Source organism: Fictibacillus fluitans (assembly GCF_030418125.1).
In the GTDB taxonomy this organism is placed as follows: domain Bacteria; phylum Bacillota; class Bacilli; order Bacillales; family Fictibacillaceae; genus Fictibacillus_C; species Fictibacillus_C fluitans.
The window spans coordinates 1-24,597 of record NZ_JAUHTR010000027.1 but is presented as its reverse complement, the minus strand read 5'-3'; the positions used below and the strand labels follow the sequence as shown (position 1 = coordinate 24,597).

At 44.4% G+C, this 24,597-nt stretch carries 30 protein-coding genes; 1 reads left to right on the top strand and 29 read right to left on the bottom strand.

All coding sequences use genetic code 11. The features are described 5' to 3' along the window. Positions 1 to 7: 7 nt before the first annotated feature. The 22 genes from trpA to QYB97_RS24355 form a co-directional block, all read right to left on the bottom strand. Positions 8 to 823, bottom strand: coding sequence for a tryptophan synthase subunit alpha (gene trpA / locus QYB97_RS24460; RefSeq protein WP_301168619.1), 816 nt, complete (start codon positions 821 to 823; stop codon positions 8 to 10). After that, entirely contained in the window at positions 813 to 2,021 is a 1,209-nt protein-coding gene (gene trpB / locus QYB97_RS24455; RefSeq protein ID WP_301168618.1) for a tryptophan synthase subunit beta, read from the bottom strand. Before trpB ends, trpA begins: the two co-directional genes overlap by 11 nt. Next, a complete protein-coding gene (locus QYB97_RS24450; RefSeq protein ID WP_301168617.1) occupies positions 2,002 to 2,661 on the bottom strand; it encodes a phosphoribosylanthranilate isomerase in 660 nt (219 codons plus the stop codon). Before QYB97_RS24450 ends, trpB begins: the two co-directional genes overlap by 20 nt. Further along, positions 2,651 to 3,409, bottom strand: a complete 759-nt coding sequence (gene trpC, locus QYB97_RS24445; protein WP_301168616.1) for an indole-3-glycerol phosphate synthase TrpC — start codon at positions 3,407 to 3,409, stop codon at positions 2,651 to 2,653. The genes QYB97_RS24450 and trpC overlap by 11 nt, the downstream gene beginning before the upstream one ends. Beyond that, positions 3,390 to 4,430 (bottom strand): anthranilate phosphoribosyltransferase, encoded by a 1,041-nt coding sequence (gene trpD, locus QYB97_RS24440; protein WP_301168615.1) that lies wholly within the window; start codon positions 4,428 to 4,430, stop codon positions 3,390 to 3,392. Before trpD ends, trpC begins: the two co-directional genes overlap by 20 nt. A gap of 434 nt (positions 4,431 to 4,864) precedes the next feature. Beyond that, positions 4,865 to 5,308 (bottom strand): nucleoside-diphosphate kinase, encoded by a 444-nt coding sequence (ndk, locus tag QYB97_RS24435; RefSeq protein ID WP_301168614.1) that lies wholly within the window; start codon positions 5,306 to 5,308, stop codon positions 4,865 to 4,867. 101 nt (positions 5,309 to 5,409) lie between these two features. Continuing rightward, complete coding sequence (hepT, locus tag QYB97_RS24430; protein WP_301168613.1) at positions 5,410 to 6,375, bottom strand: heptaprenyl diphosphate synthase component II; 966 nt, start codon at positions 6,373 to 6,375, stop codon at positions 5,410 to 5,412. Positions 6,376 to 6,384: 9 nt separating this feature from the next. After that, positions 6,385 to 7,233: a menaquinone biosynthesis protein gene (locus tag QYB97_RS24425; RefSeq protein WP_301168612.1), complete on the bottom strand. Its 849-nt coding sequence runs from the start codon at positions 7,231 to 7,233 to the stop codon at positions 6,385 to 6,387. Positions 7,234 to 7,298: 65 nt separating this feature from the next. Further along, complete coding sequence (locus tag QYB97_RS24420; RefSeq protein ID WP_301168611.1) at positions 7,299 to 8,162, bottom strand: UbiA-like polyprenyltransferase; 864 nt, start codon at positions 8,160 to 8,162, stop codon at positions 7,299 to 7,301. A 16-nt stretch (positions 8,163 to 8,178) separates the two neighbouring features. Next, on the bottom strand, positions 8,179 to 8,886 hold the full coding sequence (locus tag QYB97_RS24415) for a demethylmenaquinone methyltransferase (protein WP_301168610.1): 708 nt from the start codon (positions 8,884 to 8,886) through the stop codon (positions 8,179 to 8,181). A gap of 3 nt (positions 8,887 to 8,889) precedes the next feature. Then, complete coding sequence (locus QYB97_RS24410) at positions 8,890 to 9,597, bottom strand: heptaprenyl diphosphate synthase component 1 (protein WP_301168609.1); 708 nt, start codon at positions 9,595 to 9,597, stop codon at positions 8,890 to 8,892. A 117-nt stretch (positions 9,598 to 9,714) separates the two neighbouring features. Then, the gene (gene mtrB, locus QYB97_RS24405; protein WP_061970674.1) at positions 9,715 to 9,936 is read right to left on the bottom strand and encodes a trp RNA-binding attenuation protein MtrB; all 222 of its coding nucleotides are present in this window, start codon (positions 9,934 to 9,936) and stop codon (positions 9,715 to 9,717) included. Between the two features lie 24 nt (positions 9,937 to 9,960). Further along, entirely contained in the window at positions 9,961 to 10,527 is a 567-nt protein-coding gene (folE, locus tag QYB97_RS24400) for a GTP cyclohydrolase I FolE (protein ID WP_301168608.1), read from the bottom strand. Between the two features lie 188 nt (positions 10,528 to 10,715). Continuing rightward, on the bottom strand, positions 10,716 to 10,988 hold the full coding sequence (locus QYB97_RS24395; RefSeq protein WP_061970679.1) for an HU family DNA-binding protein: 273 nt from the start codon (positions 10,986 to 10,988) through the stop codon (positions 10,716 to 10,718). A gap of 263 nt (positions 10,989 to 11,251) precedes the next feature. Beyond that, positions 11,252 to 12,730 carry a stage IV sporulation protein A gene (spoIVA, locus tag QYB97_RS24390; protein ID WP_301168607.1) on the bottom strand — a complete coding sequence of 493 codons (1,479 nt, stop codon included), beginning with the start codon at positions 12,728 to 12,730 and terminating at the stop codon, positions 11,252 to 11,254. Positions 12,731 to 13,025: 295 nt separating this feature from the next. Then, entirely contained in the window at positions 13,026 to 13,742 is a 717-nt protein-coding gene (locus tag QYB97_RS24385) for a hypothetical protein (protein WP_301168606.1), read from the bottom strand. A 13-nt stretch (positions 13,743 to 13,755) separates the two neighbouring features. After that, positions 13,756 to 13,956, bottom strand: a complete 201-nt coding sequence (locus QYB97_RS24380) for a DUF2768 domain-containing protein (protein ID WP_301168605.1) — start codon at positions 13,954 to 13,956, stop codon at positions 13,756 to 13,758. A gap of 173 nt (positions 13,957 to 14,129) precedes the next feature. Beyond that, positions 14,130 to 14,390, bottom strand: a complete 261-nt coding sequence (locus QYB97_RS24375) for a stage VI sporulation protein F (RefSeq protein WP_301168604.1) — start codon at positions 14,388 to 14,390, stop codon at positions 14,130 to 14,132. Between the two features lie 87 nt (positions 14,391 to 14,477). Further along, positions 14,478 to 15,518 (bottom strand): NAD(P)H-dependent glycerol-3-phosphate dehydrogenase, encoded by a 1,041-nt coding sequence (locus QYB97_RS24370; protein WP_301168603.1) that lies wholly within the window; start codon positions 15,516 to 15,518, stop codon positions 14,478 to 14,480. 18 nt (positions 15,519 to 15,536) lie between these two features. Then, positions 15,537 to 16,124, bottom strand: coding sequence for a glycerol-3-phosphate 1-O-acyltransferase PlsY (gene plsY, locus QYB97_RS24365; protein ID WP_301168602.1), 588 nt, complete (start codon positions 16,122 to 16,124; stop codon positions 15,537 to 15,539). Between the two features lie 15 nt (positions 16,125 to 16,139). Further along, positions 16,140 to 17,453, bottom strand: coding sequence for a ribosome biogenesis GTPase Der (der, locus tag QYB97_RS24360; protein WP_301168601.1), 1,314 nt, complete (start codon positions 17,451 to 17,453; stop codon positions 16,140 to 16,142). Positions 17,454 to 17,579: 126 nt separating this feature from the next. Next, positions 17,580 to 18,188, bottom strand: a complete 609-nt coding sequence (locus tag QYB97_RS24355) for a YphA family membrane protein (protein ID WP_301168600.1) — start codon at positions 18,186 to 18,188, stop codon at positions 17,580 to 17,582. An 88-nt stretch (positions 18,189 to 18,276) separates the two neighbouring features. Here QYB97_RS24355 and QYB97_RS24350 point away from each other — a divergent pair, with 88 nt between their 5' ends. Continuing rightward, entirely contained in the window at positions 18,277 to 18,417 is a 141-nt protein-coding gene (locus QYB97_RS24350) for a YpzI family protein (protein WP_301168599.1), read from the top strand. 81 nt (positions 18,418 to 18,498) lie between these two features. Here the strand turns inward: QYB97_RS24350 and rpsA are convergent, their stop codons facing one another. The 7 genes from rpsA to prsW form a co-directional block, all read right to left on the bottom strand. Beyond that, complete coding sequence (gene rpsA / locus QYB97_RS24345; RefSeq protein ID WP_301168598.1) at positions 18,499 to 19,644, bottom strand: 30S ribosomal protein S1; 1,146 nt, start codon at positions 19,642 to 19,644, stop codon at positions 18,499 to 18,501. Positions 19,645 to 19,718: 74 nt separating this feature from the next. Continuing rightward, a complete protein-coding gene (locus tag QYB97_RS24340; protein WP_425589846.1) occupies positions 19,719 to 20,300 on the bottom strand; it encodes a lysophospholipid acyltransferase family protein in 582 nt (193 codons plus the stop codon). A 1-nt stretch (position 20,301) separates the two neighbouring features. Beyond that, positions 20,302 to 20,979: a (d)CMP kinase gene (gene cmk / locus QYB97_RS24335; RefSeq protein WP_301168597.1), complete on the bottom strand. Its 678-nt coding sequence runs from the start codon at positions 20,977 to 20,979 to the stop codon at positions 20,302 to 20,304. A gap of 132 nt (positions 20,980 to 21,111) precedes the next feature. Beyond that, a complete protein-coding gene (locus QYB97_RS24330; RefSeq protein WP_301168596.1) occupies positions 21,112 to 21,291 on the bottom strand; it encodes a DUF5359 family protein in 180 nt (59 codons plus the stop codon). Positions 21,292 to 21,427: 136 nt separating this feature from the next. Further along, the gene (gene ypeB / locus QYB97_RS24325; protein WP_301168595.1) at positions 21,428 to 22,777 is read right to left on the bottom strand and encodes a germination protein YpeB; all 1,350 of its coding nucleotides are present in this window, start codon (positions 22,775 to 22,777) and stop codon (positions 21,428 to 21,430) included. A 14-nt stretch (positions 22,778 to 22,791) separates the two neighbouring features. After that, positions 22,792 to 23,685 (bottom strand): spore cortex-lytic enzyme, encoded by an 894-nt coding sequence (gene sleB, locus QYB97_RS24320; protein WP_301168594.1) that lies wholly within the window; start codon positions 23,683 to 23,685, stop codon positions 22,792 to 22,794. 123 nt (positions 23,686 to 23,808) lie between these two features. Then, the gene (gene prsW, locus QYB97_RS24315; RefSeq protein ID WP_301168593.1) at positions 23,809 to 24,489 is read right to left on the bottom strand and encodes a glutamic-type intramembrane protease PrsW; all 681 of its coding nucleotides are present in this window, start codon (positions 24,487 to 24,489) and stop codon (positions 23,809 to 23,811) included. Positions 24,490 to 24,597 lie beyond the last annotated feature (108 nt).

Below are 24,597 nucleotides of genomic sequence, written 5' to 3'. Positions count from 1 at the left end.
CTTTCTGTTAACTGTACACTTTCACCGGAACCACCTTGGACAGGAAATCGGAAAAGGCCGCAATGGCTTTGTCCTTCGTTTCCATGTTCACAAGCTCAGGCCCCAATTCTTCAATTTTTTTGACAATCGCACTGCCCATAATATATCCGTCGCATTTCCCTTCGAACTGCTGCATCTGTTCCCTGCTGGAAAGCCCGAAGCCTACAAGCACCGGAACTCCGCTGGAAGCTTTGGCATTTTCCAGAAAACAGTCCAGGTCATTGGCAAACGACGTCCTTGTCCCTGTCACGCCAAGTGAGGAAATACAATACAAAAAGCCCTGGGCAGTCCGTCCGATCTCTTTAAGCCGCTCCCTGGATGTTGTAGGGGCAGCCAGGGAGATGAAGCTCAAATCATGCTGAAGACAAGCTTCCTGAAGCTCTTTGCTTTCTTCAAACGGCATATCGGGCACAAGAAGCCCGTCAATATCATGCTGTGCTGCCAATTCAAAAAATTTCTGTTCTCCCAATTGTAACAAAAGATTGTAATAAGTAAAGATGATAACCGGTATCGTCAAGCCCTTCTCCCGCATAACAGAAACAAGCTTAATGGCTTTCTCGAGCGACATTCCGTTTTTAAGCGCACGGAGGGAAGCACGCTGGATGACCGGGCCATCAGCGAGCGGATCAGAATAAGGGATCCCCAGCTCCAGGGCCGAAGCTCCTTCGTTTTGAAGAGCAAGAGCAAGGTCAACCGTCGCCTCAGAAGAAGGGTCGCCCGCTGTAATAAATGGCACAAAAAGTGGCGCTTTCAGAGTTTGGAACTCTTTCATCCTAGTGGTCATGAGAATCTTCCTCCTTCTGCTGTTCAAACAGGGTATGAACATCCTTGTCTCCGCGGCCGGAGAGGCAAATAATGATATTTTCGTCCGGAGTCATACTTTTTGCTTCTTTAATCGCCTGTGCAACTGCATGCGCACTCTCAAGCGCACAAAGGATTCCCTCTTCAAGGCAAAGAATATTCAATGCTTCAAGCGCTTCTTCATCGGTAATGCACTGGTAATCCACCCGTTGTGTGGATTTTAAGTAGGCATGCTCCGGTCCCACGCCCGGATAATCTAGCCCGGCCGAGATGGAATAAGGTTCCTGTATTTGCCCCTCCTCCGACTGCAGCAGATAAGTAAGAGAACCGTGGATCACTCCTTCTCTTCCATTGGCCATCGTGGCCGCATGCAAACCTGTCAGAATTCCTTTTCCTCCGGCTTCAACACCCACAAGCTTTACATCTTCATCAACAAACCCGGCAAAGATGCCGATTGCATTGCTGCCGCCGCCCACACAGGCTACGACCTTCTCCGGCAGCTTGCCTCCATGCTGCTCCTTGTACTGTGCTTTTGCCTCAAATCCAATCACGCTTTGAAACTCCTTAACAATCTTTGGATAAGGATGGGGACCAACCGCAGAGCCGATCAGATAAAACGTATCTTCCACAGCTGACACCCACTGGCGAATCGCTTCATTTGTTGCATCTTTTAAGGTCCGTGTGCCACTGGATACAGGGATGACTTCAGCTCCAAGAAGCTTCATTCGAAAAACATTTAATTCCTGTCTCCGAATGTCTTCTTCTCCCATGTATACCTTGCACTCGAGTCCATAGCGCGCTGCTGCTGTTGCCGCAGCCACACCATGCTGTCCGGCGCCTGTCTCCGCTATGATTTTCTTTTTTCCCATCCGTTTGGAGAGGAGCGCCTGTCCGATTGCATTATTGATTTTATGTGCACCGGTATGGTTCAGGTCCTCTCTTTTCAGGTAAATGCCTGCTCCTCCCAGCCGTTCTGTAAGTTTTCCTGCATACGTTAAAGGAGTGGGCCTTCCTGAGTAATGCGTAAGCTCATGTTCAAGATCCTTTTGGAAATCTTCATCATTGATTGCTTCCAGAAAACCTTTTTCCAGATCCTCGAGTGCAAACATTATGGTTTCAGGTACGAACTTCCCTCCAAATTGGCCATATCTTCCCTTGCTGTCAGGATATACTGTTTTCATTGATGATCATCCCTTCCAATTCTGTAATTGCCTCTTTGCTTTTCTTGCCGTCCTTTTCAATTCCGCTGGAGATATCGATTCCATGAGGCTGGTAGCTCAGCAGCCGGGTAATGTTGTTTGCCGATATGCCTCCTGCAATGAAACATGGCACTTCTTGCCTGGAAGCTTCCTCGAGATAGAAGGGGACAGCCTCCCAATCAAACGCCGTGCCCGTTCCGCCATATGCGCCTTCCACCCTTGCATCAATGACATACCCGTCAGCGATGCCAGCGTAATCCTCCAGTGCCGTCCATCCCTCTTCTTCATGCCGTATGGCTTTCCACATGATTTTTCCAGTCTTATTCTTTAATAGTTTCAGAAACTCCGGTGATTCATCACCGTGACACTGAATTACATCAAGAGGCAGCAGATCAAGTGCATGTTCAACTTCTTCAGCAGATGGATTAACAAATACACCTACAAGCTTTTGGGAAAGTGGCTGAAGTTTATTTATCCAGCGCGCGACTTCATCCGGCACGACCTTCCGTTTGCTCGGCGCAAAAATAAATCCCGCGTATCCCGCAGAGGAGTTCTGTACAAGCTCTAAATCTTCCCTGCTTCTGCACCCGCAATACTTTACCGCGATATCCTTATTCACCATAAAGCAGTTCAATTCCTTTTTCAGGAGAAGAGGCGCGCATTAGGGTTTCACCGACCAGTATCCCGTCAATTTGATGTTCCCGCAAAAATTTAAGATCCTCTGCCGTTTTAATCCCGCTTTCGCTTACGGTTAATATCTCTTCCGGAATGTGGCGGGCAATAGCCTCGGTATGCGCTACATCTGTTTTGAAGTTTCTTAGGTCACGGTTATTGATTCCGATCAGTTTGGGTGTAAATACATTTAGGATACCTTCCAGTTCGTCAACAGAGTGAACCTCTACCAGGCAGTCAAGATTTTCCTGATGGGCATATTCATAAAGTTCATGAAGTTTGCCGGGCTCCATGGCCGCCGCGATTAACAGAATCGCATCGGCGCCAATATGGGCACTCTCGCGAATCTGCACCTGATCAATAATAAAATCCTTTCTCAGCACAGGCAGCGAGACCATTTGCTTTACGGCAACAAGGTCAGCCGCATGTCCACGGAAGAAACGCTGATCTGTTAGAACGGAAATGGCAGCCGCACCTCCCTGTTCATAGGCTGCTGCAATTTCAGAAGGCACATAATGCTCCTTAATAATCCCTTTGGATGGAGAGGCTTTTTTCACCTCAGCAATCAGGGCCGGCTTTCTTGCGGAATTCGCAAGTGATTCATACAGGGATACCTTTTTCTGGTTTGGCTGCCCGTCAAACTCACGGTCCAGCTTTATTATTTCTTCTTTTTTTACATCAAGAATTTGTTGCAGCATAGGGAACTCCTCCTGTCTGGTTCTGTATCATTTCAAGATGCTCCAGGGCTTTGCCGCTTGCAATAAGATCCCGGGCATAAGCCACTCCCTCCCGTACACTTTCCGTTCTTCCGGTGAGGTATAGTGAGGCGGCAGTATTGTAGATCACAATATTGCTTGCCGATTCAGGTGCATTCCCCTTAAGGACGCCCCGGATTAAAGCAGCACTTTCCTGGCTCGATGCAACAGTTACTTCCTTCAATTTACCATAGGAGAGGCCTACATCCTCCGGTGAAAGGGTAAATTCCGCAACCTTTCCATCGTTTACTTCAAAAAAGTGTGTCGGTGCAAAAATTGAGCACTCATCAAGTCCGTCCTCGCCGGTTACAACCAATGTTCTCTGGTTTTTGAAGCGTGAAATCGCAATGGCCATTTTTTGGGCCGTTTCCCGGTTGTACGCTCCAATCAGCTGATGTGTCGGGTGTGCCGGGTTAACAAGCGGTCCCAGGATATTAAATACCGTCCTGAATGACAGGCCTTTTCGTGTCTGGCTGGCATGGCGGAGGGCCGGATGATAATTCGGAGCAAACAGAAAAGATAAAGAAAATTCATCCAGATTTCTCTTAATTTCTGTTGCGTCGCTGCTCGACTGGATACCAAGTTGGCTTAAAACATCCGCACTTCCGCTTTTTGAAGTAACAGCCGAATTACCGTGTTTTGCGACTTTAATGCCATCTGATGAAAGCATGAGTGCCGAAGCGGTAGAAATATTAAAAGTGGAAGCTCCATCGCCGCCAGTTCCGCATGTGTCCAACAACTGCGGATAATCAACGTTCAATGGAACGGTATGGTCGAGGATCGCGGTTGCAAATCCGATAATTTCGGAAATGGTTTCTCCTCTCAGACGGAGTATGGTTAACAGACTGGAAAGCTGAACCTCTGTCGCTTTCCCTTCCAATATTTCATTCATCATTTCGTAAGCTTCATTTTCTGAATAGGACTCTCCCAGAATTCCTTTTTGAAGCAGTTCTTTGATCGCCATTGCTATTCCTCCTTAATGTTTGTATGGTCATTAGGGTGCAAGGCGAATTTCATACCGGGGTTAAACTTATAGGAAGACAAAACATATGTTGATCCACCTCCATCAGGATGGAGAATGAATGAGGAAAAAAAGGGGACAAAAAAACCCATGCTCGAAGAGGCATGGGTGATATCTATGTAATAAACCCTCTGCTCCGCTCCACTCATCATTCTCAGCTATTCTCATCTCTCTGCTAAACTCACTCTGGTTCTCTAAATTCTTGTCTAAATTCTCATCAGCTAAACTAAATCGTTAAAACACAAGATAAAGCATTTGTTTCATTTTGTCAACCCGAAAGGTATCGACATTTTTTCAAAACACTGATTTTTGAAAAAATAAGTTATTTTCCATAACGAAAAAAACCAGCCGCAACGGGCTGGTTTGTAACGCTTACATTAAATCCAGGAAGAACCTGCTTTTTCATATTGTACGAGCTCTTCTGCATGAAAGAATAATCCAATTTCACGTTCAGCGCTCTCGGGAGAATCAGATCCGTGGATCACATTGTTGCTCACCTGAACAGCAAAATCTCCGCGGATTGTGCCCGGTGCAGCTTCGCCAGGATTGGTTTTTCCCATCATGTTTCTTGCAGTGGCAATTACATTCTCACCTTGCCATACCATTGCAAATACAGGTCCTGACGTAATAAAGTTCACAAGATCACCAAAAAACGGACGCTCTTTGTGCTCGGCATAATGATTTTCCGCAAGCTCGCGAGAAATGGTCATCAATTTTGCTCCAGCAAGCTGAAATCCTTTTTTCTCAAATCTGGAAACAATCTCTCCGATCAGATTACGCTGCACACCGTCGGGCTTTACCATTAGAAACGTTTGTTCCAAAATAATTCTCCCCTATCTTCTATGTAGTTACTTCAGAAGGACTGCCTATAATCTGCAACCCCTAGAAAATAGTAACAAAAATCAAGTTATTTAGCAACGTGTTAAAATTTTCGGCGTCCGATATATTTTGCAATCTTAATCATGCTGTTCTTCGCTTGTCCAGAAGGCAGACCCTCAGCAGCAGCAAGGGCGTCTGCCAGATAAGACTGTGCCGTTTTGGAGGCACGCTGGATGGAACCGCTCGTTTTGATTGTATTAATGATGGAGGAAAGCTCACTCTCATTCATTGTTTTGTAAAAATGTCCGATTTCTTCTTTGAGTTCAGGAAGCTGTTGCATGGCATAAAAAACAGGAAGGGTGATATTACCCTGCCTCAAATCTCCGCCTGCAGGTTTTCCCAATTCCTTTTCAGTAGCCGTAAAGTCCAAAATATCATCGGTAATCTGGTACGCCATCCCAACGGAATACCCAAAGCGGTACAGCCGCTTCTGAAGATCGATAGAAGCATTAGAAGCAATCGCACCAAGCTGGCAGCTGATGGCAATAAGCAGTGCGGTTTTTCTTTTGATCCGGCGCAAATACTGCCGGACATTCTGATTCAGATCAAATTGTTCCTTGATCTGCTGAATTTCGCCGAGGGACATTTCCTTCATGGCATAGGACAGAATCTGATGCGCGGCAATCTGAGGAATGTCCGACATAAGCTGAATGGCTTTGGCAAACAGAAAATCGCCTGTATACATGGCCACTTTGTTGTCATATGCGGCCTTTACCGTCTTGGCTCCCCGCCTCAATTCAGCATCATCAATGACATCATCATGAACGAGCGAAGCCATGTGAATGGTTTCAAGAGCCGCTGCCACCTTTTTGACAGGTTCAATATCATAATTTCCAAAATGTCCGGAAAGCACTACAAAAACCGGGCGGATTCGTTTTCCGCCCGCTTTCAGCAGCTGGTTTCCCGCATTTTGCATAATGGGATGCTGTGAGGAAATAGTTTGTTCCAGTTCTTTTTCAATCTGCTGTAAATCTTTTTTAACATGCGTATACAGTTCTGTCAGTTTCATTTTCTTCACCTAAATGCCCTGTAAGGAATAATTAAAAAATGTAAATTCAGGAAGAGATTGAATGAAGGAATGCTTGTAGGCCAGTTCAAAATAGCGCTTCAGCCCTTTTACGTGGTTTTCACTCAAATCATAATTAATGCCCCGGAAGTAATTGGTCCAAAATGCAGATTCTCCGCCGTGCTCGTGAAGAACGGCTTCAATCATCTCCTGATAACCATCTGCTTTAGTCCGGCTTTTACTCTCCGTCATTTGAATCTGAAGCTTCTCTAAAAGCGGCGTTTCTCTTTTTATTGCATCGTTTCTCACAGCCATAACCGCATAGGTCATTGGAAGGCCGGTTTTTTCATACCAAAGTTCACCTAGATCATAAACGTAAATATCTTTTTCCTGTCTCCATCCGCCTTTGATCGCATCTTCCCCGATCAGGAGGCATGCATCATGGCTTGCAAGCATTTCGTCATAATCCGGAGTCATTGTTATATAGTCAGGATTTACACCAATGAATTCTTTTAAGATTACTTTCAATAAAACAACGGAAGTTGCCGAGCTCGAAGTCAAGGCTATGCTTTTTCCGTCCAATTCTTCAATTTTTCTTTTGGAAAATAATAGAATGGAACCTACCTTGCCATACGTAGAGACTGACAGGTTGGGAAAAAGACTGTACTGGTGACTGTTCTCGCCAAAGGAAAATGATGATATTCCCCCCAGATCAATTTCTCCTCTTGCCATTCTGCGGTTTAACTCGGCCGGAACCTGCGGAATAAACTGCGCTCCGGTCTTTTCGATTTCCTTTTTATTTATATAAAAAAATAAAGGAAGAATGTTAGTATACTTAATTTCGCCAATGTTCAGCGCCATTACTCTCCCCACCTTCTAAATCATTCATGATGTTCACCCAGGTTGTTAGCCCTGCAGCAAAAATGTTATAAAAGCAAATCTCCCAAAGAGAAAATAAACATAACCACGCTCAAAATCCCGTTCATTGTAAAAAACGCAAGATTTAGCTTTGACAGGTCTTCAGCAGAAACCATGGAGTGTTCATATACCATAATTGCTCCTGACAAAAATACGCCTGCGAAATAAACCCAGCCAAACGAAGATGCCGCCCCCAAAACAAGAAAAGCTGTAAAGCTGATCACATGGAAAAGGCGAGCGATAAAAAGTGCCTTGGGAATGCCGAAAAAAGAAGGAATGGAGTATAATCCATGCTTCTTGTCATAATCTGCATCCTGAGTGGCATAGATTACATCAAATCCGGCTGTCCAAAACAAGACGCCCCCATACAGCAAAAATGCCTCGGCTGACAATGTCCCGGTAGCTCCCACCCATCCGCCCAGAGGTGCGAGTGCAATGGTCCCTCCCAAAATGACATGACATAAATATGTAAACCGCTTGGTATACGAATAAAACACAAGGAAGAAAACGGCAAGCGGCAACAGCCATACAGACAGGATATTCAGCTGGTAGGCACTGACAAACAGCAATACAAAAGAGCCGGCAATAAAGAAAGCTGCCTCTTTCATGCTGATCAACTTTGCAGGAATGGCCCTCATGGCGGTTCGCGGATTTTTCTGGTCAATTCTCGCATCAATGACCCGGTTCAGCGTCATCGCCGCACTTCTCGCGCCGACCATCGCCAGAGTAATCCAAACCCACTCCATCAGGGAAGGAAACGTCCCTTCCTCTACAACATTTCCAAGTATTGCTCCTAAAAAGGCAAACGGAAGAGCAAACAAGGTATGTTCAAATTTAATCATTTCAAGAATGATAGCTAATTTCTTAAACACAAGGCAATCTCTCTTTCTATGTTTGTTTAATCCCCATGTGCATAGCTGCCGTTCCAAATGTATATGGCTTAACCATGACACGGGTCAACCCGGCTTCTTCAAACAGGGACTTCAGTTCGTTTCTGTTCAGAAACTCCCCTGCCGATTCCTGAAGCCATGAGTATTCGTTGTAGCTTTTTGCAAGAAGCTTGCCAAGAACGGGCATAATCACTGAAAAATAGAAACGAAACAGAGGCTTGATCACCGGAGTGGTAGGCTGAGAGGTTTCTAAACAGACGACCTTTGCTCCCGGTTTGGCCACGCGGTTCATTTCCTTAATTACCTGCAGATAATCAGGTACATTCCTCAGTCCAAATCCGATCGTTACATAGTCAAAGGTATTGTCTTCAAAAGGCAGTTCCATTGCGTTGCCATGAATCAGCTCCACATTTTTCATGTTAAGCGATTCTACTTTTTTCTTTCCGACTTCAAGCATGTTCTGGCTAAAATCCAGGCCTGTGACATGCCCCTTCCTGCCAACCGCTCTTGCCAGGGAGATGCTCCAGTCACCCGTTCCGCAGCAAACATCAAGCGCCCGGCTGCCTTCCTTTACAGCCATCTGTTTCATCGTGTCTTTCCTCCAGCTTTTATGGCGCTGGAAGCTGATCACATTGTTCATGAAATCATATTGATCCGATATTTTTTCAAATACCGAGTGGACTCTCTGTTCCTTTAACTGTTCCATGGCTTACCCTTCCTCCGGCAATAAATAGTGAGGCCCTTCAAGCAGTCCCCTCATTCTCTTTTCCATGACTGGTTTTAGCGATAACGGCTGCTTTTGTGTTTTCAGTTTGTGCCGGGCAAGCAGCACGTCATTTTTAATTTGGAGATGATAGTCTGAAAAAAGAGAGTCAGGGCAATGGGAGGTGGCAGAAATAAACAAAAACTCTGTGATAAAAGGTATGTATTGTTCTTTCTTCAGATGATGGGCGACACGGGTTAGAATCCCTGCCTCCATTCCTTTTATACTGTTGGTTACCTCTTCTGGCTTTGTGTGTTTACTATAAAAGAGCCTCATTTTGTTCTCATTAACATCCTGAATACCCAATGAAAGCGCACGGATCAAAGGCACGTCCTCACAGATGGAAAGCATAAAATAGTAGAGGCTGCTGTAATAGTCTCCTGCCAGTACGGTCAACTGTCTCTCCTTGACATGACCTTCCGTGATCTTCAATATCGTTTCATGCATGTCCAATGCACACTGAACAAGTGTGACCGCAGCGTATAACTCCTGCAGTTCCTCTCCCTCGTACCCGCTCTCGGCCAACAGCGAATAGGTGATCAGACATTTATCCTGATTTAACTGGGGAACATTAACATATTCCTTTAAAAACGAATGTTCCATCTTCTGTAAAACATATTCATTTAATTTATTTACTTCCTGGATGATCCTCATGTCATTGCCCCCGCATCCTGCAACTAAAGCTTACTCTGTCTATTATGTATCATATCATATTGAGCATTCAACTATTGTTTACCGCATAAAGAAAACTTGGCTCGTGCCAAGCTTTTTTTATACTTCCGTGTCGACTTCACCGTGCCGTGTATAAATGACGGCTTTGCCCCGCACCTTCACAGCAGATGTATGTTCTGTAAATTGCGCCAGCATTACCTCGCCCTTGTCGAGCTTTTCTGAATGGTGAAAGCGGGTTTCTGTCCCTCTCGTCAATCCAATGACATTGACTCCATTTTCTTTAGCCTTGATGACGAAAAACTCATTTTCGTTTACCTTCATCCCGAACACTCCGTTCCTGTAAAATTAGCTTCGAATAAATGTAAGAACTTCTGCTCTGGCCGCTGCATCATTTACAAAGACTCCTCTTACGGCAGAAGTTACGGTTTTCGAGCCCGGTTTCTTAACTCCGCGCATGGTCATGCACATGTGTTCAGCTTCAACAACAACAATCACTCCGTGCGGGTTCAGTGTTTCAACAAGAGAATCAGCGACGGTTGATGTGATTCTTTCCTGCAGCTGCGGGCGGCGGGTAACCGCTTCGACAGCGCGCGCAAGTTTGGAGAGGCCTGTCACCTTTCCGCCTTTAGGGATGTATCCGATATGGGCTTTTCCGAAAAAAGGAACCAGGTGATGTTCACACATGGAATAGAAAGGAATATCTTTTACGAGAACCAGTTCTTCGTGATCTTCTCCGAAAATAGTGGCAAAGTGCTCTTTCGGGTCCTGATTCAGCCCCTGAAAAACTTCCTGGTACATTTTAGCCACTCTTTTTGGTGTATCGACAAGGCCTTCACGCGCTGGATCTTCTCCAATAGCCTCAAGAATCATGGTAACCGCCTGTTCTATTTTCGCCTGATCAAATTCCTTCAATGCAATATCCTCCAATTTCGTTCGTGCAACGTTCCAAGTAAGTTTTACTTAACGATTGCTGTACGTTTTTCTAAACCGATTCTAGCATATGAATCAGGCAAAGGCAAAGGTAGGGGACTAAAGTCGTGCGTTTTACAGAAAAATAAAAGAACCGCACAATGCGGTTCTTGCTTGCCCTATGTATAAGCTTACTTTAGAGCATCCTTAAGGGCTTTTCCTGGTTTGAAAGCAGGTACCTTGCTTGCTGCGATTTCGATTTCTTGACCAGTTTGCGGGTTGCGGCCTTTACGAGCTGCACGCTCACGAACTTCGAAGTTACCAAAACCGATAAGTTGTACCTTGTCACCTTCTTTTAGCGTATCAGCAATTGCCTCGAAAACTGCATCAACAGCTTTAGTGGCATCCTTTTTAGAAAGTTGAGTTTGTTCAGCTACTGTGTTTACAAGATCAGTCTTGTTCATTCCATTCACCTCCTCTCAAAGAACGCTGTATCTATGCTCTAAATATTTGGTTGTACTACTATCATAAAGCTCCGGCCCCTGTTTTATACAGGATTTACTAAATACTTTGATGACAAGCCTTATATTAAACGATACGCCATGAGAATTCAATGTTTTTGTGCGAAAAATAGCGAAAAACCCCTTTTTCCATGGCCAAAAGACCTATTTATTGGAATAACCGCCTTTCTTTCCAAACAAAAAAGACTCCAAATAGGAGCCTTTCGCTATAAAATAATGGCTATTAATCCTCCGGAGCCTTCGTTTATGATACGCTCCAATGTTTCCTTCAGTTTGTACCTTGCATTTTCCGGCATGAGCGATATTTTGCCCTGGATGCCTTCACGTACAATTGAATTGAGCGACCGTCCAAAAATATCGGAGTTCCAAATGGAAAGCGGGTCTTCTTCAAAATCCTGCATGAGGTACCTGACAAGCTCTTCGCTCTGTTTTTCCGTGCCGATGATTGGTGCAAATTCCGATTCAACATCCACTTTAATCATATGAATCGATGGGGCTACCGCCTTCAACCGGACTCCGAAGCGTGAGCCCTGACGGATGATTTCCGGCTCATCGAGGCTCATATCGGACAATGCAGGGGCTGCAATTCCATATCCGGTCTGCTTCACCATTCTCAGAGCATCGGCTACCTGGTCATACTCCTGCTTAGCATAAGCAAATTCCTGCATCAACTGTAGGAGGTGATCTTTTCCCCTGATCTCCACTCCTACAACTTCTTTTAGGATCTGGTCATATAGATCATCGGGAGCAAACAGATCAATTTCTGCAATCCCCTGCCCCATTTCGATACCCGCAAGGCGTGCGTCATCGATAAATTCAAAATCACTGAAGCTTCCCACAACCCGGTCTACATCTCTTAATCTCCGAATGTCTTTGACGGTTTCCCTGACAGCTTCCTCGTAGCTTTCTCTCAGCCAATGCTCCTCCCGAAGTACCATCACCCAGCTTGGCAGGTTCACGTTAACTTCAAGAACCGGAAATTCGTAAAGGACTTCCCGGAGCACATTGTTGATATCATGCTCAGTCATGCTTTCCACACTCATGGAGAGTACGGGAATATCATATTTCTCATTTAATTCTTTGCGGAGCTGTTCGGTATCCGGATGATGCGGGTGAACCGAGTTGACCACCAGAATAAATGGTTTGCCGACCTCTTTCAGCTCTTCAATGACCCGCTCTTCTGATTCGATGTAATCGTATCTTGGAATTTCGCCAATTGAACCATCTGTGGTTACCACTACACCCAGAGTGGAGTGCTCCTGAATGACTTTTCTTGTGCCGATTTCGGCTGCCTCGTGAAAAGGAATCGGTTCATCATACCACGGAGTGTGAATCATGCGCGGTCCGTTTTCATCTTCATAGCCTTTCGCACTTGGTACTGCATACCCAACACTGTCTACAAGACGGACATTGACATCAAGACCCTCTGACACATGAATACTCACTGCATTGTTTGGAACAAATTTAGGTTCAGTGGTCATGATGGTCTTGCCCGCTGCGCTCTGCGGAAGTTCATCCTGTGCCCGCTGGCGCTCTCCTTCGTTTTGAATATTAGGAAGCACCACCAGTTCCATAAACCGCTTGATAAACGTGGATTTCCCTGTACGAACAGCACCGACTACTCCGAGATAAATGTCTCCCCCTGTCCGTTCGGCGATATCTTTGAAAATATCGATTTTTTCCAATTCGTTTCCCTCCCGATCCAAATAAGTTCCGGATGCTATTCTTGGACATTACATCTATATGATGTTGTCCCAAAAATATGATAAGGAATGAAAGTTTTTTCATACAAAAAAGAGCGTGGACCTGAGTTCGTTGTATTGACCGGGAGAGAAGCACAATTGCTTGTGACTTTCCGTGTGCAAACTGTCCAGGTGTTCACCATGTCCGTTTTTTATATAAAAAACCCTCCTCCTTTTCTATGAATGTATTAGAAAAGGGGAGAGTTCATGACTATTATTTATAGTGCATCCTATAAAATTACGGTTTGCCGATCAGGAATTCCGGTTCTCCGTTCTTTACACTGTAGGGGACTGAACGGACGGGCACAAAATAGGAATTTTTCGTCAGCAGCGGCCGAATGTCTTTTCCTTCTTTAACATCTTTTGTCTTTTTTAACGCTTCGTACAAATCGATCGAGTAATCCACATGCACTTTCGATTCATTGTCCACAAAAAACGGGAGGTTTTTTCCACTGTACGGGCTAACGACATAAGGAGCTTCCTTATACCCCATCTTTTTATAATTGAGGGTGTACCTGCCGCTGGCCATAATTTTGTCATAGGGAGGATATTTGTGCGTGCGGGTATATTCCTTAAGCCGAAGCTCAAGGTCCTGTGCTTTGTTCACGATGACAAGATCGATCAGCTTTACCTTCGGATTCGTTTCAGCGTCGGTTAGCACATACTGAAAGGTTCCGCCTTTTTCAAACGAATTGCCGGGAGGCTGCTGCATATATTTCGGTACCAGGCGCCCGAAATCAATAGGATATTTTTCGTAAATGTCGGTGGAAGCATCCTTGTTCTTAATAGGCAGAACAGAGGTATCTTTTTTATAGTCGTTCACTGCACCCTGCACCATTTGAATCTGGTCCTTGTAGGGAACCCTGTTCTCCGATTTCTGTTGATCGGGATACAAGCAGCCTGTCAGACTGAAAAGCATGCAGATGCCTGTGATCATTAAACATATTTTTTTCATTCCAGCTGCTTTCCTATCCTTTCGCCGGCCCGCTAAATACGACGAGTACAATTAAAATACCTGCCGTGAACATGCAAAGATATGCGATAGCTGCCAGTATGTATTTAAAAAATCCTTTTAACTTTGCCCTGCTGATCATAATTGAAAAAACGGCAATAAACATAAGGCCGATGGCTGACAGAGCGACCCACATTTTCATTAATCCAGCGTCCATATATATCCTCCTTTTACAGCGTAAATTATAGCATAAAATATAAGAATTGCGTAAGCGCTCTTATTCAATACTAATGGCATAATCAGCAAAAAAGAAGCAGGCCGGTGCGCGCTGCACCGCCTGCTTGGATGACTAAGTATTCCGACTTGCAGAGAGATTGGCTTTCCCGTTCCCTACTTATTGTCGAACATTTTGGACAATGTACTAAAATCAAGAGGTACATTGTTATTAATCACAGCACTGACAATCTGGTCTTCTTTTTGTTTCGAAACAGGAACACCGGCCAAGGAGGCTACCTGGGAGATCAGTCTTCTTAACGTGCGTTCATCCCGTAAATTTTCATTGCTGACCGTTTGGGCCAGTTTGAAAATATCTTCCTTTTTTACGTTCGTTTTCTTTTCAACGTTATCAAAAAATTGATGATTACGATCCATTTTTCGTCCTCCTCCACAACCTATTCACCATTATCCTATGCATCGGTCTAATAATCGTGATAGAAATCAGGGAGAAGGACGGTTCGTTTATTCTGCCCGCCGGTCGGAAACGAGGGAGGAAACATCCTCCACCTCATGTGTCCGGCTCCTTTTCATGAGTTCATCGACAGCTTCTTTTGCATCCTTGCCATCAAACAGTACATCATGAAGGACACTCGTAATAGGCATTTCCACTTTTTCCTGTTTAGCAAGCTGGTAGGCTGCTTTTGTTGTTCTTACGCCTTCTACCACCATGCCCATTTTTTCCAGTACATCCTCAAGCGCCTCGCCTTTGCCAAGCATATTGCCCGCCCGCCAGTTCCGGCTGTGAACACTCGTACAGGTTACAATCAAATCACCGATGCCTGTCAGTCCTGAAAAGGTTAAAGGGTTGGCACCCATCTTCGTTCCGAGCCTTGCTATTTCAGCCAGCCCCCGTGTAATCAAAGCCGCTTTAGCATTATCGCCATAGCCCAGACCGTCAGACATGCCTGCTCCCAGAGCAATAATGTTCTTCAGGGCGCCCCCAAGTTCTACTCCAACGATATCAGCGTTGGTGTAGACACGGAAGTTTTGATTAATAAACAGATCCTGTACATACTCTGCTTCTTCAATATCAGAAGATGAAACCGTCACTGTTGTCGGCTGCCTGAGTGATACTTCTTCTGCATGACTCGGCCCTGAAAGAACTACAATGGAACGGCGTTTTTCGGCTGGAATTTCTTCCTCAATAATTTCCGATACCCGTTTATAGGATTCCGGCTCAATGCCTTTACTGGCATGAACCACTGTGACAGGCTCATCAATCAAAGGAACAAGATCACGCAGTACATCCCGCATCGCTTTTGTCGGGGCGACAAGCAACACGGTTCGTACCCCTTCCACTGCTTCTTTCAAATGGTTATAACCTTTGATTCCAGCTGGAAGAACAACACCCGGCAAATATTTTTCGTTCGTATGTATGGTATTGATTTCCTCAATCTGTTCTGGCCTTCTTCCCCATAATCGGACATCATGTCCATTATCGGCAAGCACAAGGGCCAATGCAGTACCCCAGCTCCCTGCTCCAACTACGGCAACTTTTTCCATTCCCATCCCACTCCTTACCTATTGTCCTAGTTTTCGTTCGTTTCCATTTAACAGTCTGGAAATATTGGTGTGGTGCCTCCATATGGAAAGCAAGCCAATCAACAAGGCGATAATTGCCGCCTCAACTGGCACTGATTTAAAAACAAACATTAAAACCGGAGTCAAAATCATGAAAACGATCGACCCCAACGAAACATAACGGGTTAAAGCAATAATAAGAATCACAAGGATACCGGCAATCAGGGAAGGAAAAAACGACGCGATAACAAATACACCAATCGTGGTTGCGACCCCTTTTCCTCCTTTAAATCCATAATAAACCGGCCAATTGTGTCCAATGATGGCCATGCCGCCTGCGATAATAGCAGTGCTCAGATCAAAATGAAGAGACAAGGCTGCCCAGACCGGCACGATACCTTTGAGCGCATCAAGAATAAGTACCAGGATGGCAGGACCCACACCGATCACCCTCAGTGTGTTGGTTGCCCCCGCATTTCCGCTGCCAAGCTTTCTAATATCTCCCTTTTTCAACCCTTTGGTAATGGTGTAACTGAAGCTGATGGAGCCTAACAGGTAGGCTCCAATGCATAATAAAAGAATGTCCATAAAAAACACCTGCACCTAATCATTTTTCTTGCGGGCAATGATTCGGATCGGAGTCCCAATGAAACCAAACGTTTCTCTTACCCGGTTTTCAAGGAATCGTCTGTAAGAAAAATGCAAAAGTTCAGGGTCATTAACAAAAAGAGCGATGGTCGGCGGCTTTGTCGCCACCTGTGTTGCATAATTAATTTTCAGTCGTTTCCCGTTATCTGTTGGTGTTGGATTCATGGCAACAGCATCCATAATCACATCATTTAATACGTTGGTTTGAATGCGCAGAGCATGGTTATCCGCAACCTGGTTGATCAATGGATAAAGAGCATGAAGACGCTGCTTTGTTTTGGCTGAGACAAAAAGAATCGGCGCATAGCTTAAATAAAGGAAGTGATCCCTGATTTTTTGCTCAAATTCACGGAGTGTCTTATCATCCTTTTCAATAGCATCCCATTTATTCACTATAATGATGACCGCTTTTCCGGCTTCATGAGCGAAGCCTGCCACCTTCTTGTCCTGTTCAATAATGCCTTCTTCCGCATTCAGCACCACACAAACGACATCCGCCCGGTCAATGGCCTTTAAGGCGCGCAGTACACTGTACTTTTCGGTATGCTCATACACTTTCCCTCTTTTGCGCATGCCTGCTGTATCGATAATGGTATACTTCTGGCCTTCACGGGTAAATTCAGAGTCAATGGCATCTCTTGTGGTTCCTGCAATTTCACTGACAATTACTCGTTCCTTGCCCAGGATGGAGTTCACAAGCGAGGATTTTCCGACATTCGGGCGGCCGATCAAGCAGAAGCGGATCGTTTCTTCATCTTCCTCTTCCTCCGGCTGCTGCGGAAAATGGCTGAACACCGCATCAAGCAAATCACCAAGCCCGATTCCGTGTGAACCGGACAATGGAAAGGGCTCACCCATTCCCAATGAATAAAAATCATAGATGAGTTCTTTTCGCTCAGGATTGTCGATCTTATTCACACCAAGAACGACCGGTTTCTTTGAACGGAAAAGAAGCTTGGCCACTTCTTCATCGGCAGCCGTTACCCCTTCTTTTCCATCCACAAGAAACAAAATAACATCAGCTTCATCAATAGCAATCTCCGCCTGCTGTCTCATAAGGTGCAGCAGTGGTTCATCTCCTATTTCTATACCGCCTGTATCAATAATATTAAAATCACGGTTCAGCCATTCAGCCGAACTGTAAATTCTGTCTCTGGTTACACCCGGCATATCTTCCACAATGGATACCCGGCCTCCAACAATCCGATTAAAGATCGTGGACTTTCCCACATTTGGTCTTCCGACGATGGCCAATACTGGCTTTTGCATGTCGACACATCCTTTTACTTAATAGTTCCCAAAAAAGAAAACCCTTCCGTCATGAAGGGTCTTGAGTTAGCTAATTTATTTTAGCAGATAAAAGTCTAACCCACAACCACAAGGCGGCGGGACCGCTTACCGCGATGCCCTCTTGGACACTCGCCCTTTTCCTGCTTCTGTATAAACGTAAGCAGAAAATTGATGGAGCCCTTCCCATGCAAAGCAGAGCGCGACCGACATCGAGAGAACATCGAAGAATGACAGGCTGCCCAGCTCAAGAGTAAGCGCTAGTTTTTTTATTATAAAATGATACACCGTCTCTCCTAATGCCATTCCAGCCCCCAGCATATAAGGCCTCATCCCTGTATCCCGCATTAAAAATAGAGATAAAAGGAACAACGCTCCTGCCAGCATCCATTTTACTTCAACAACAATCCATACCGGATCATACAGGGAGAATAGAAGCATGGCATTATAGGCCAGAGCAACCAAACAGGAATAAAAGACAAAAGATATCACTCCTTTAAAACGGAGGCGGAATACAGACATAAAACAGCTCACCAGCAAAAATGCAAATGAAAAATGAAGCAGTAAATTCCCTGCTCTTATTGTAAACCCCTGCAAAATCACCATCATCAGGAGCATCATGGAATAAATCGTTCTTTGCGGGCATGCTTTCATTAAAAATGAGCAGTAGGCCCAGCCAATCCATGTAAACCAATAAAAGAAAATACCATCCAACATGTTCTCCTCCTCTTCCTCCATTATGCTCAATCGAATAAAACCTAATCACAAAGTCATAATAAAAGAAAAGCGAAAGGAGGAAATCCAAATGGGAAAAGACCGCCAGGAGAAAAAGCTGAGAGAATCACACCGAGTAGAATCCGATCGTGACCAATCCTTAAAATATAATGGTGCCACATCACTCGAAGGACCTGAAGAGGCCAGAAAACGAAATCATCAGAAGGATTAGACTAGGATTTAAATAAAAAAGAACTCCGTGGAGTTCTTTCTGCAGGGTATGCTGTGGAAAGAATCATGGAGTTCTTTTAAATTAATCTTTTTTAAGGCCTTTGAGCTGATCGCCAATCATGTCAGCAAGGGAAAATCCTCTTTCCTCTTTAGGGAAGTTTTTTTGGATATCCTTCTGCTCAGTATCCTCCTGTGCTGCACGGATGCTCAGTGAAATTCGTTTCTCTTTGGAATCCACATCAAGAATTTTAACAGTGACCGTTTCACCTTCCGACAAAACTTCGCCAGGACTGCCGATATGGCGGTTGCTGATCTCGGAAATATGAACCAGCCCTTCAACTCCTGGAGCTACTTCCACAAAAGCGCCGAAGTTAACAAGGCGTCTGACGGTGCCTTGAATAACTTTTCCAGCAGACAACGTGGAAACATTGCTTTCCCACGGTCCAGGCTGGGTTTCTTTAATGGAAAGGGAAACCCTCTCGTTATCGCGGTCAACCGAAAGCACTTTTACTTTTACTGTATCTCCCTCAGAAACCACTTCGGATGGAGTTTCCACCCGTTTATGAGAAAGCTGGGAAATATGGACAAGCCCGTCAAGCCCGCCGATATCAACAAACGCACCAAAATCCGTAAGACGCTGAACGGTTCCGTCAAGCACTTGTCCTGCTTCAAGATTATTGAGCAGTTCTTGTTTCTTTTTGGATTCCAATTCTTCTTCAACCGCTCTGTGTGAAAGGATCACACGGTTTTTCTCCTGATCCAGTTCAACAATTTTCACCTCGAGCGTACGGTTTTTGTAATCGCTGAAATCTTCAACAAATCGTTTTTCAACCATGGAAGCGGGAATAAAGCCGCGAACACCAAGATCAACCACCAGTCCGCCTTTTACCACTTCATGAACGGTTACTTCAAATGATTCATTTTGCTCAAACTTACTGTTGAGTTCTTCCCATGAGTTCACAGTATCCACCGCTTTTTTTGAAACGGTAAGCTGATCTTCTGTCAGAGAGGTAACTTTCACTGTAACTTTGTCACCCTCCTTTAAGAAATCCGAAGCTTTTTCAACAAAAACATTGGATATTTCATTAACGGGAAGAACTGCATCCTGTTTGTAGCTTACATCAAGAATGGCCAGTTTATCTTCAACCTTTAGAACGGTTCCTTCTACGATATCCCCTACCTCAAGGACCTTTGTTTCTTCTAGACTTGTGTTTAATTCGTCAGCCATATGTCACTGCCTCCTCAATTTCGTATAAGTATATATTTTCAACCTTCATTTGAAGGAAGTATACAGTATGCCTTTTACGATGTTTCCTTTAGAAGCTTTTCTATATTTAACATTATAAGGTTTGTTGCGTCCCGAGCGGAAGCTTTTTGCTCCCTCATTTCAGAAAAATCAATCGGCTTGCCAAAAATAACAGTAACTGTCTTGCCTCGTTTATACTGTCCCTTAATGGCACACGGGACAACCGCTGCTTCCGATTTCAAGGCAAAAAAACCGGCACCGGCAAGCCCTTGACCGAGTTCGCCTGTCTTGCTTCGTGTACCTTCAGGAAAAAGTCCGAGGACCTTGCCTTCTTTTAGCAGATTCAGGCCGTTTCTTAACGCTTGCTTATCACTCATTCCCCGTTTGACCGGGAATGCGTTAATCCTGGGAAGGAGCGCTTTTAGGACTGGCATGTCAAAAAGCTCTGCCTTGGCCATAAAATGAACGTCTCTCGACGCGGCCACTCCGACAAGCGGAGGATCAAAATTATTAATATGGTTGCTGCAAAGAAGAATCCCGCCGGTTTGTGGAATATTCTCCACTCCTCTAACCTCTATTCGGTACATGCTTTTTAAAAATGCACCGCAGACCATTTTCCCAAATCTGTAAAGGTTCACTTTATATTTCAGCCCTTTCACTCACCAAGTGAAGAATTTCATTAACAACATCTTGAATGGACATTGATGTGGTGTCAAGCTCTATGGCATCATCTGCTTTTTTAAGAGGAGCAAATTCCCGCTCAGAATCACGTTTGTCACGGAGACTGATTTCTTCTTTTAATTGTTCAAGATTGGTTTCATACCCTTTATTCCGGTTTTCTTCAAAGCGTCTCTTGGCACGCTCTTCCACGGATGCTACAAGAAATACCTTCAATTCTGCATCAGGCATGACATGGGTCCCAATATCACGGCCATCCATCACGACCCCGCCCTGGGCTGCCAATTTTTGCTGCCTGTGAACCATTTCCTCCCTCACTTGCTGAGGTGTGGCCACAAACGAAACATTATTCGTTACCTCTGCGCTTCGGATTTCTTCTGAAACATTTTTCCCGTCGAGAATGACCGCTTGCCCGCTTTCAGTGATCTCAAGCTCGATCTCCGTTTCTTTTAAAAGAGACTGCAAGACACTGCCATCATGCAAATTACTGTTGGACGCCAGCGCTTTGTAAGTGAGTGCACGATACATTGCCCCTGTATCTATGTAAATGTAGGAAAGCTGATCTGCCACCAATTTGGCAACTGTGCTTTTACCCGCTCCGGCCGGTCCGTCAATGGCGATTTTTAATTTCTTGTTCATGTTTCCTCCTGCTTTTCAAACAACATATATTTTTAGTACCATACGAACAAAAGCAGGTATTTACCTGCTTTTTATGCGTTGAAGCATTAACTATTCATAGGTAACTTTCCGCCATTAACTATATCATAAAGCTTATTTATGGTCTATGGTCTCTGTCGTCCTTGGTTCGTTTCCTTTAATGACTCCTTCATAATAGATGCTCTTATTAACGTTCCGCTTCCAGCTGTCGTGTGTCAGCACCCATTGCGCCAAAACAAGAAAAATCAAATGAATAAGGGCAAGCTTAACAAGCATATTTTCTAGTTTTTTCATGATCGGTCCCTCCATATTTGGCACTAATATAACCAAACCACGGCTGCTCTATACCATTGATGCCATGGAAAAAGGGAAAAGCCGCTGTGATTTTTCCACTCCTCGTGAAAAATCTCTGACTTTTCCCTTATTATCCTTACATGGAAGCGTAGTCCGGCTGGCCTTCACGCAATTTCTTCACTTGCTCTTCATCACCATTTTGTGCACTGATATAAATGATGTACGTTTCATCACCCAGCACCCCTAAAAACTCATAACAGTATACTTCTTGTTTAATATCATTTTTTATGATGGCCATATGTTTCTCCATCACCTTAAACTTCGGATTGAGCTTGGCTCTCGCCTGCTTCTCGGTAATTTTTGCGGCCGGGATTTTCCGGTCGTAATGAGAAGTAAGGAAATCCGTTCCCTGATAGCCCATGATGTCTCCATTATCAAGAGCAACCTTGATGGAGATCATGTCGGGGTAAATCCTGACTCCCTGCTTTGTGCTGACAAAGTTAAATACTGCAATATTGTCATACTGGTTTGCCGAAACCACTTCCATTTTGCTTTTCATATGCATATTCAGGAAGGATACAGCTTCTTTTTGCGCTTTGTTCAAACTGATTTTTTGTGCACCCACTTTTCGGTCCTGAAGCACCCATAGCGGATATCCGCCTTTTTTTGTGATATCCATATACGTGGTTGCTTTTGTATCAGGATTGTACATAGTCAGGGAGTAAGCACGATATTGAGAACCCTTTCCGGTTTCCTTCACTGTGATTTTCACATTTTTCTTTAATTGAAAGAATTTAATCGCTTGTTTTTTGGCTTCTTCCTTCGTGATATAACGGCCTTCAAGCTTGGTCAAATTTCTTTTTTTCGCGTTGTGCATGCTTGCCACTTCGGGGCCAAAGTCAGTTTCGGCATATCCTTGTGACGCTTTATCAACTGTTTTGAACCCATCTATGATCGTATTATCCTGAGGCTGGTCTTTCTTGGACAGTGCTAATTCTACATCCGTCCACCGTATATCTTTTTTGCTGGCAACAGCCTCGGTTCTTCGTAATTCATCCTGTATCCCGGTGGAATTAGCATAAAGATCCTTCAGCGTTTTGTATTCCTTATCAGTAAGAGGCTTTTTTTCCAGATCTCTCAAGGAAACACGATAACTGAAATCTCCCATCTTCGTCAGGAAATCCTCCGTTTTATTAAACGGCAGCAGTCCGAGCGGCAGCTGTCCGACGTTATTGTGCGCTTCTGAAGTTAAACGCCATACCTGGGCCAGCGTCGGGGAAATCTGGCGCTTGGAATTCATAGCGAGCGTTTCACCAATTTTGTCGTGCAATGCGTCCAGATTAAAGTTCAAATCATGGAATGCGCGCTGGTAGTTATTTTCTGACTGAATTCGTATCGCATTCTTTTCCTGCTGCTGTTTATATCCCCAATAACCTGTGCCTGCAACAGCTATTACTAAAAGAGCAATCAATGCATTTCGTATCAAGGAAATCACCTCCGTTATTTGGTATAAATGTGCTTACCAATTTTTTTGATTTGAGGCCTTGTCCAAATCCAGCCTGATGTAGCTGTATCGGGATTAAAATAATAAAGTGCTTCACCAGTTGGATCCCAGCCATTCAAAGCATCCATGACGGCTTTTTTTGCTTTTTCGTTTGGTGTTAAATAAATTTGGCCATCCGCTACCGCTGTGAACGCTCCTGGCTCAAAAATAACGCCTGAAACGGTATTTGGAAATTCGGAATTTTCCACGCGGTTGATAATAACTGCCGCTACAGCAACTTGACCGATATATTTTTCACCCCGTGACTCACCATACACAGCATTCGCCATTAAATTGATATCGTTTTGGGAATAACCATCAGGAATATTTGATCCTTGTTTTGGTGTGCGCACCTTAACTGCTGCTTTCGCACCGGGTTTTGCACTTTTCCCCTTGGCTCCCTGTTTGGCGGGTGCAGCTTTTGCACCGGCACCGGTCTTTCCTTTAGATTTTTTGACCTGTTTCTCTTTCGGTACACCGCCATATGTTGTGAATTTGTTACCTTTTCGGATCTGCTTATGCACCCAGCCATAATCAAATTTCGTTTGATCCGCCAGCTTCTTTTTTGTTGTAAAACCTGCCAGACCATCTACTTTCAGCTTGTTTTCATACTGAAAATTGCGGAGGGCCCAGTACGTTCTCCAGCTAAAGACGCCATCGATCGGCCCATTATAAAAGCCGATATACTGCAATCGGGACTGCAGCTCGATCACATCGTCACCCGTAGCTCCTTTTTGTATGACCTGTGGGGTAAAAGCATGAGTGGTTTCCGGAGTAAATCCGGTCAATAAACAAGTTATGGCAGTTAAGAACAACAGCGTACGCTTTATGTAACGCATAGATTTCTTCATGGAAAGTGCCTCCTGTGAAATATTCTCAGCTTTGTATGATGATGTTAGCTTTTGTAAATCTCAGCATTTTATACAAAAATAAAAACATATAAAAAAACCCCAAGAACTTAGTCTTCGGGTTTCTTAAGAACCAATATTTTTTTGCCTTGCCAGCCATGCGGTTTTGTGAGCGTTGGCCAGTTTTACCTTTTTCAATCCCAGCCACCAGAGGAACAGCATAAAAGGCAGCATGGCAATCAAAAAATCCCGTTCAAACGCGAGTAAAATCCAATTATATACCCCGTGCAGCACAAACGGAATAATGATAGAGAACACCAGAAGCCATTTCTTCTTGGAGCCTGATGAAAATTTTGCTTTTCCAAAGTAATATCCGCTGATGACGCCAAAAAGTGCATGGCTGGATACGGGCATTAGTGCTCTTCCCAGGGCTTCATTGACACCATGAACATACAGATAGAATATATTTTCCATGGAAGCAAATCCAAGGGAAAGAGAAACAGCATAAACAATGCCGTCATAGGGCTCATTAAATTCAGCATGCATATAGGCACAATAAAAAACTAAAAACCATTTTAAAAACTCTTCAAGCAGCGCAGACAAAAAGATTCCTTCCGTCAGCGGCGAGACCATGAGCTCTTCTTTAAATCCAAATTGGATGACCATTACGGGAAAAACAAGCAAGGCCCCAAAAATATATAAACGAATCACCATTGAAACCGGCTCGGTTTCGTATTTATCCTTGAGATAAAAAAAAGCAAGCAGGGCAATAGCAGGAGCGAGCCCTGCCGAAATGATTCCAAACATAGCAGCCCTCTTTTCAGCTGTTTTCATTCATCGTATCACGGAAAAAGGAGATTGGAAACATCAAGGCCCGTTTTATAAACAAATTGTCAATTTTACATAAGAAAAGCT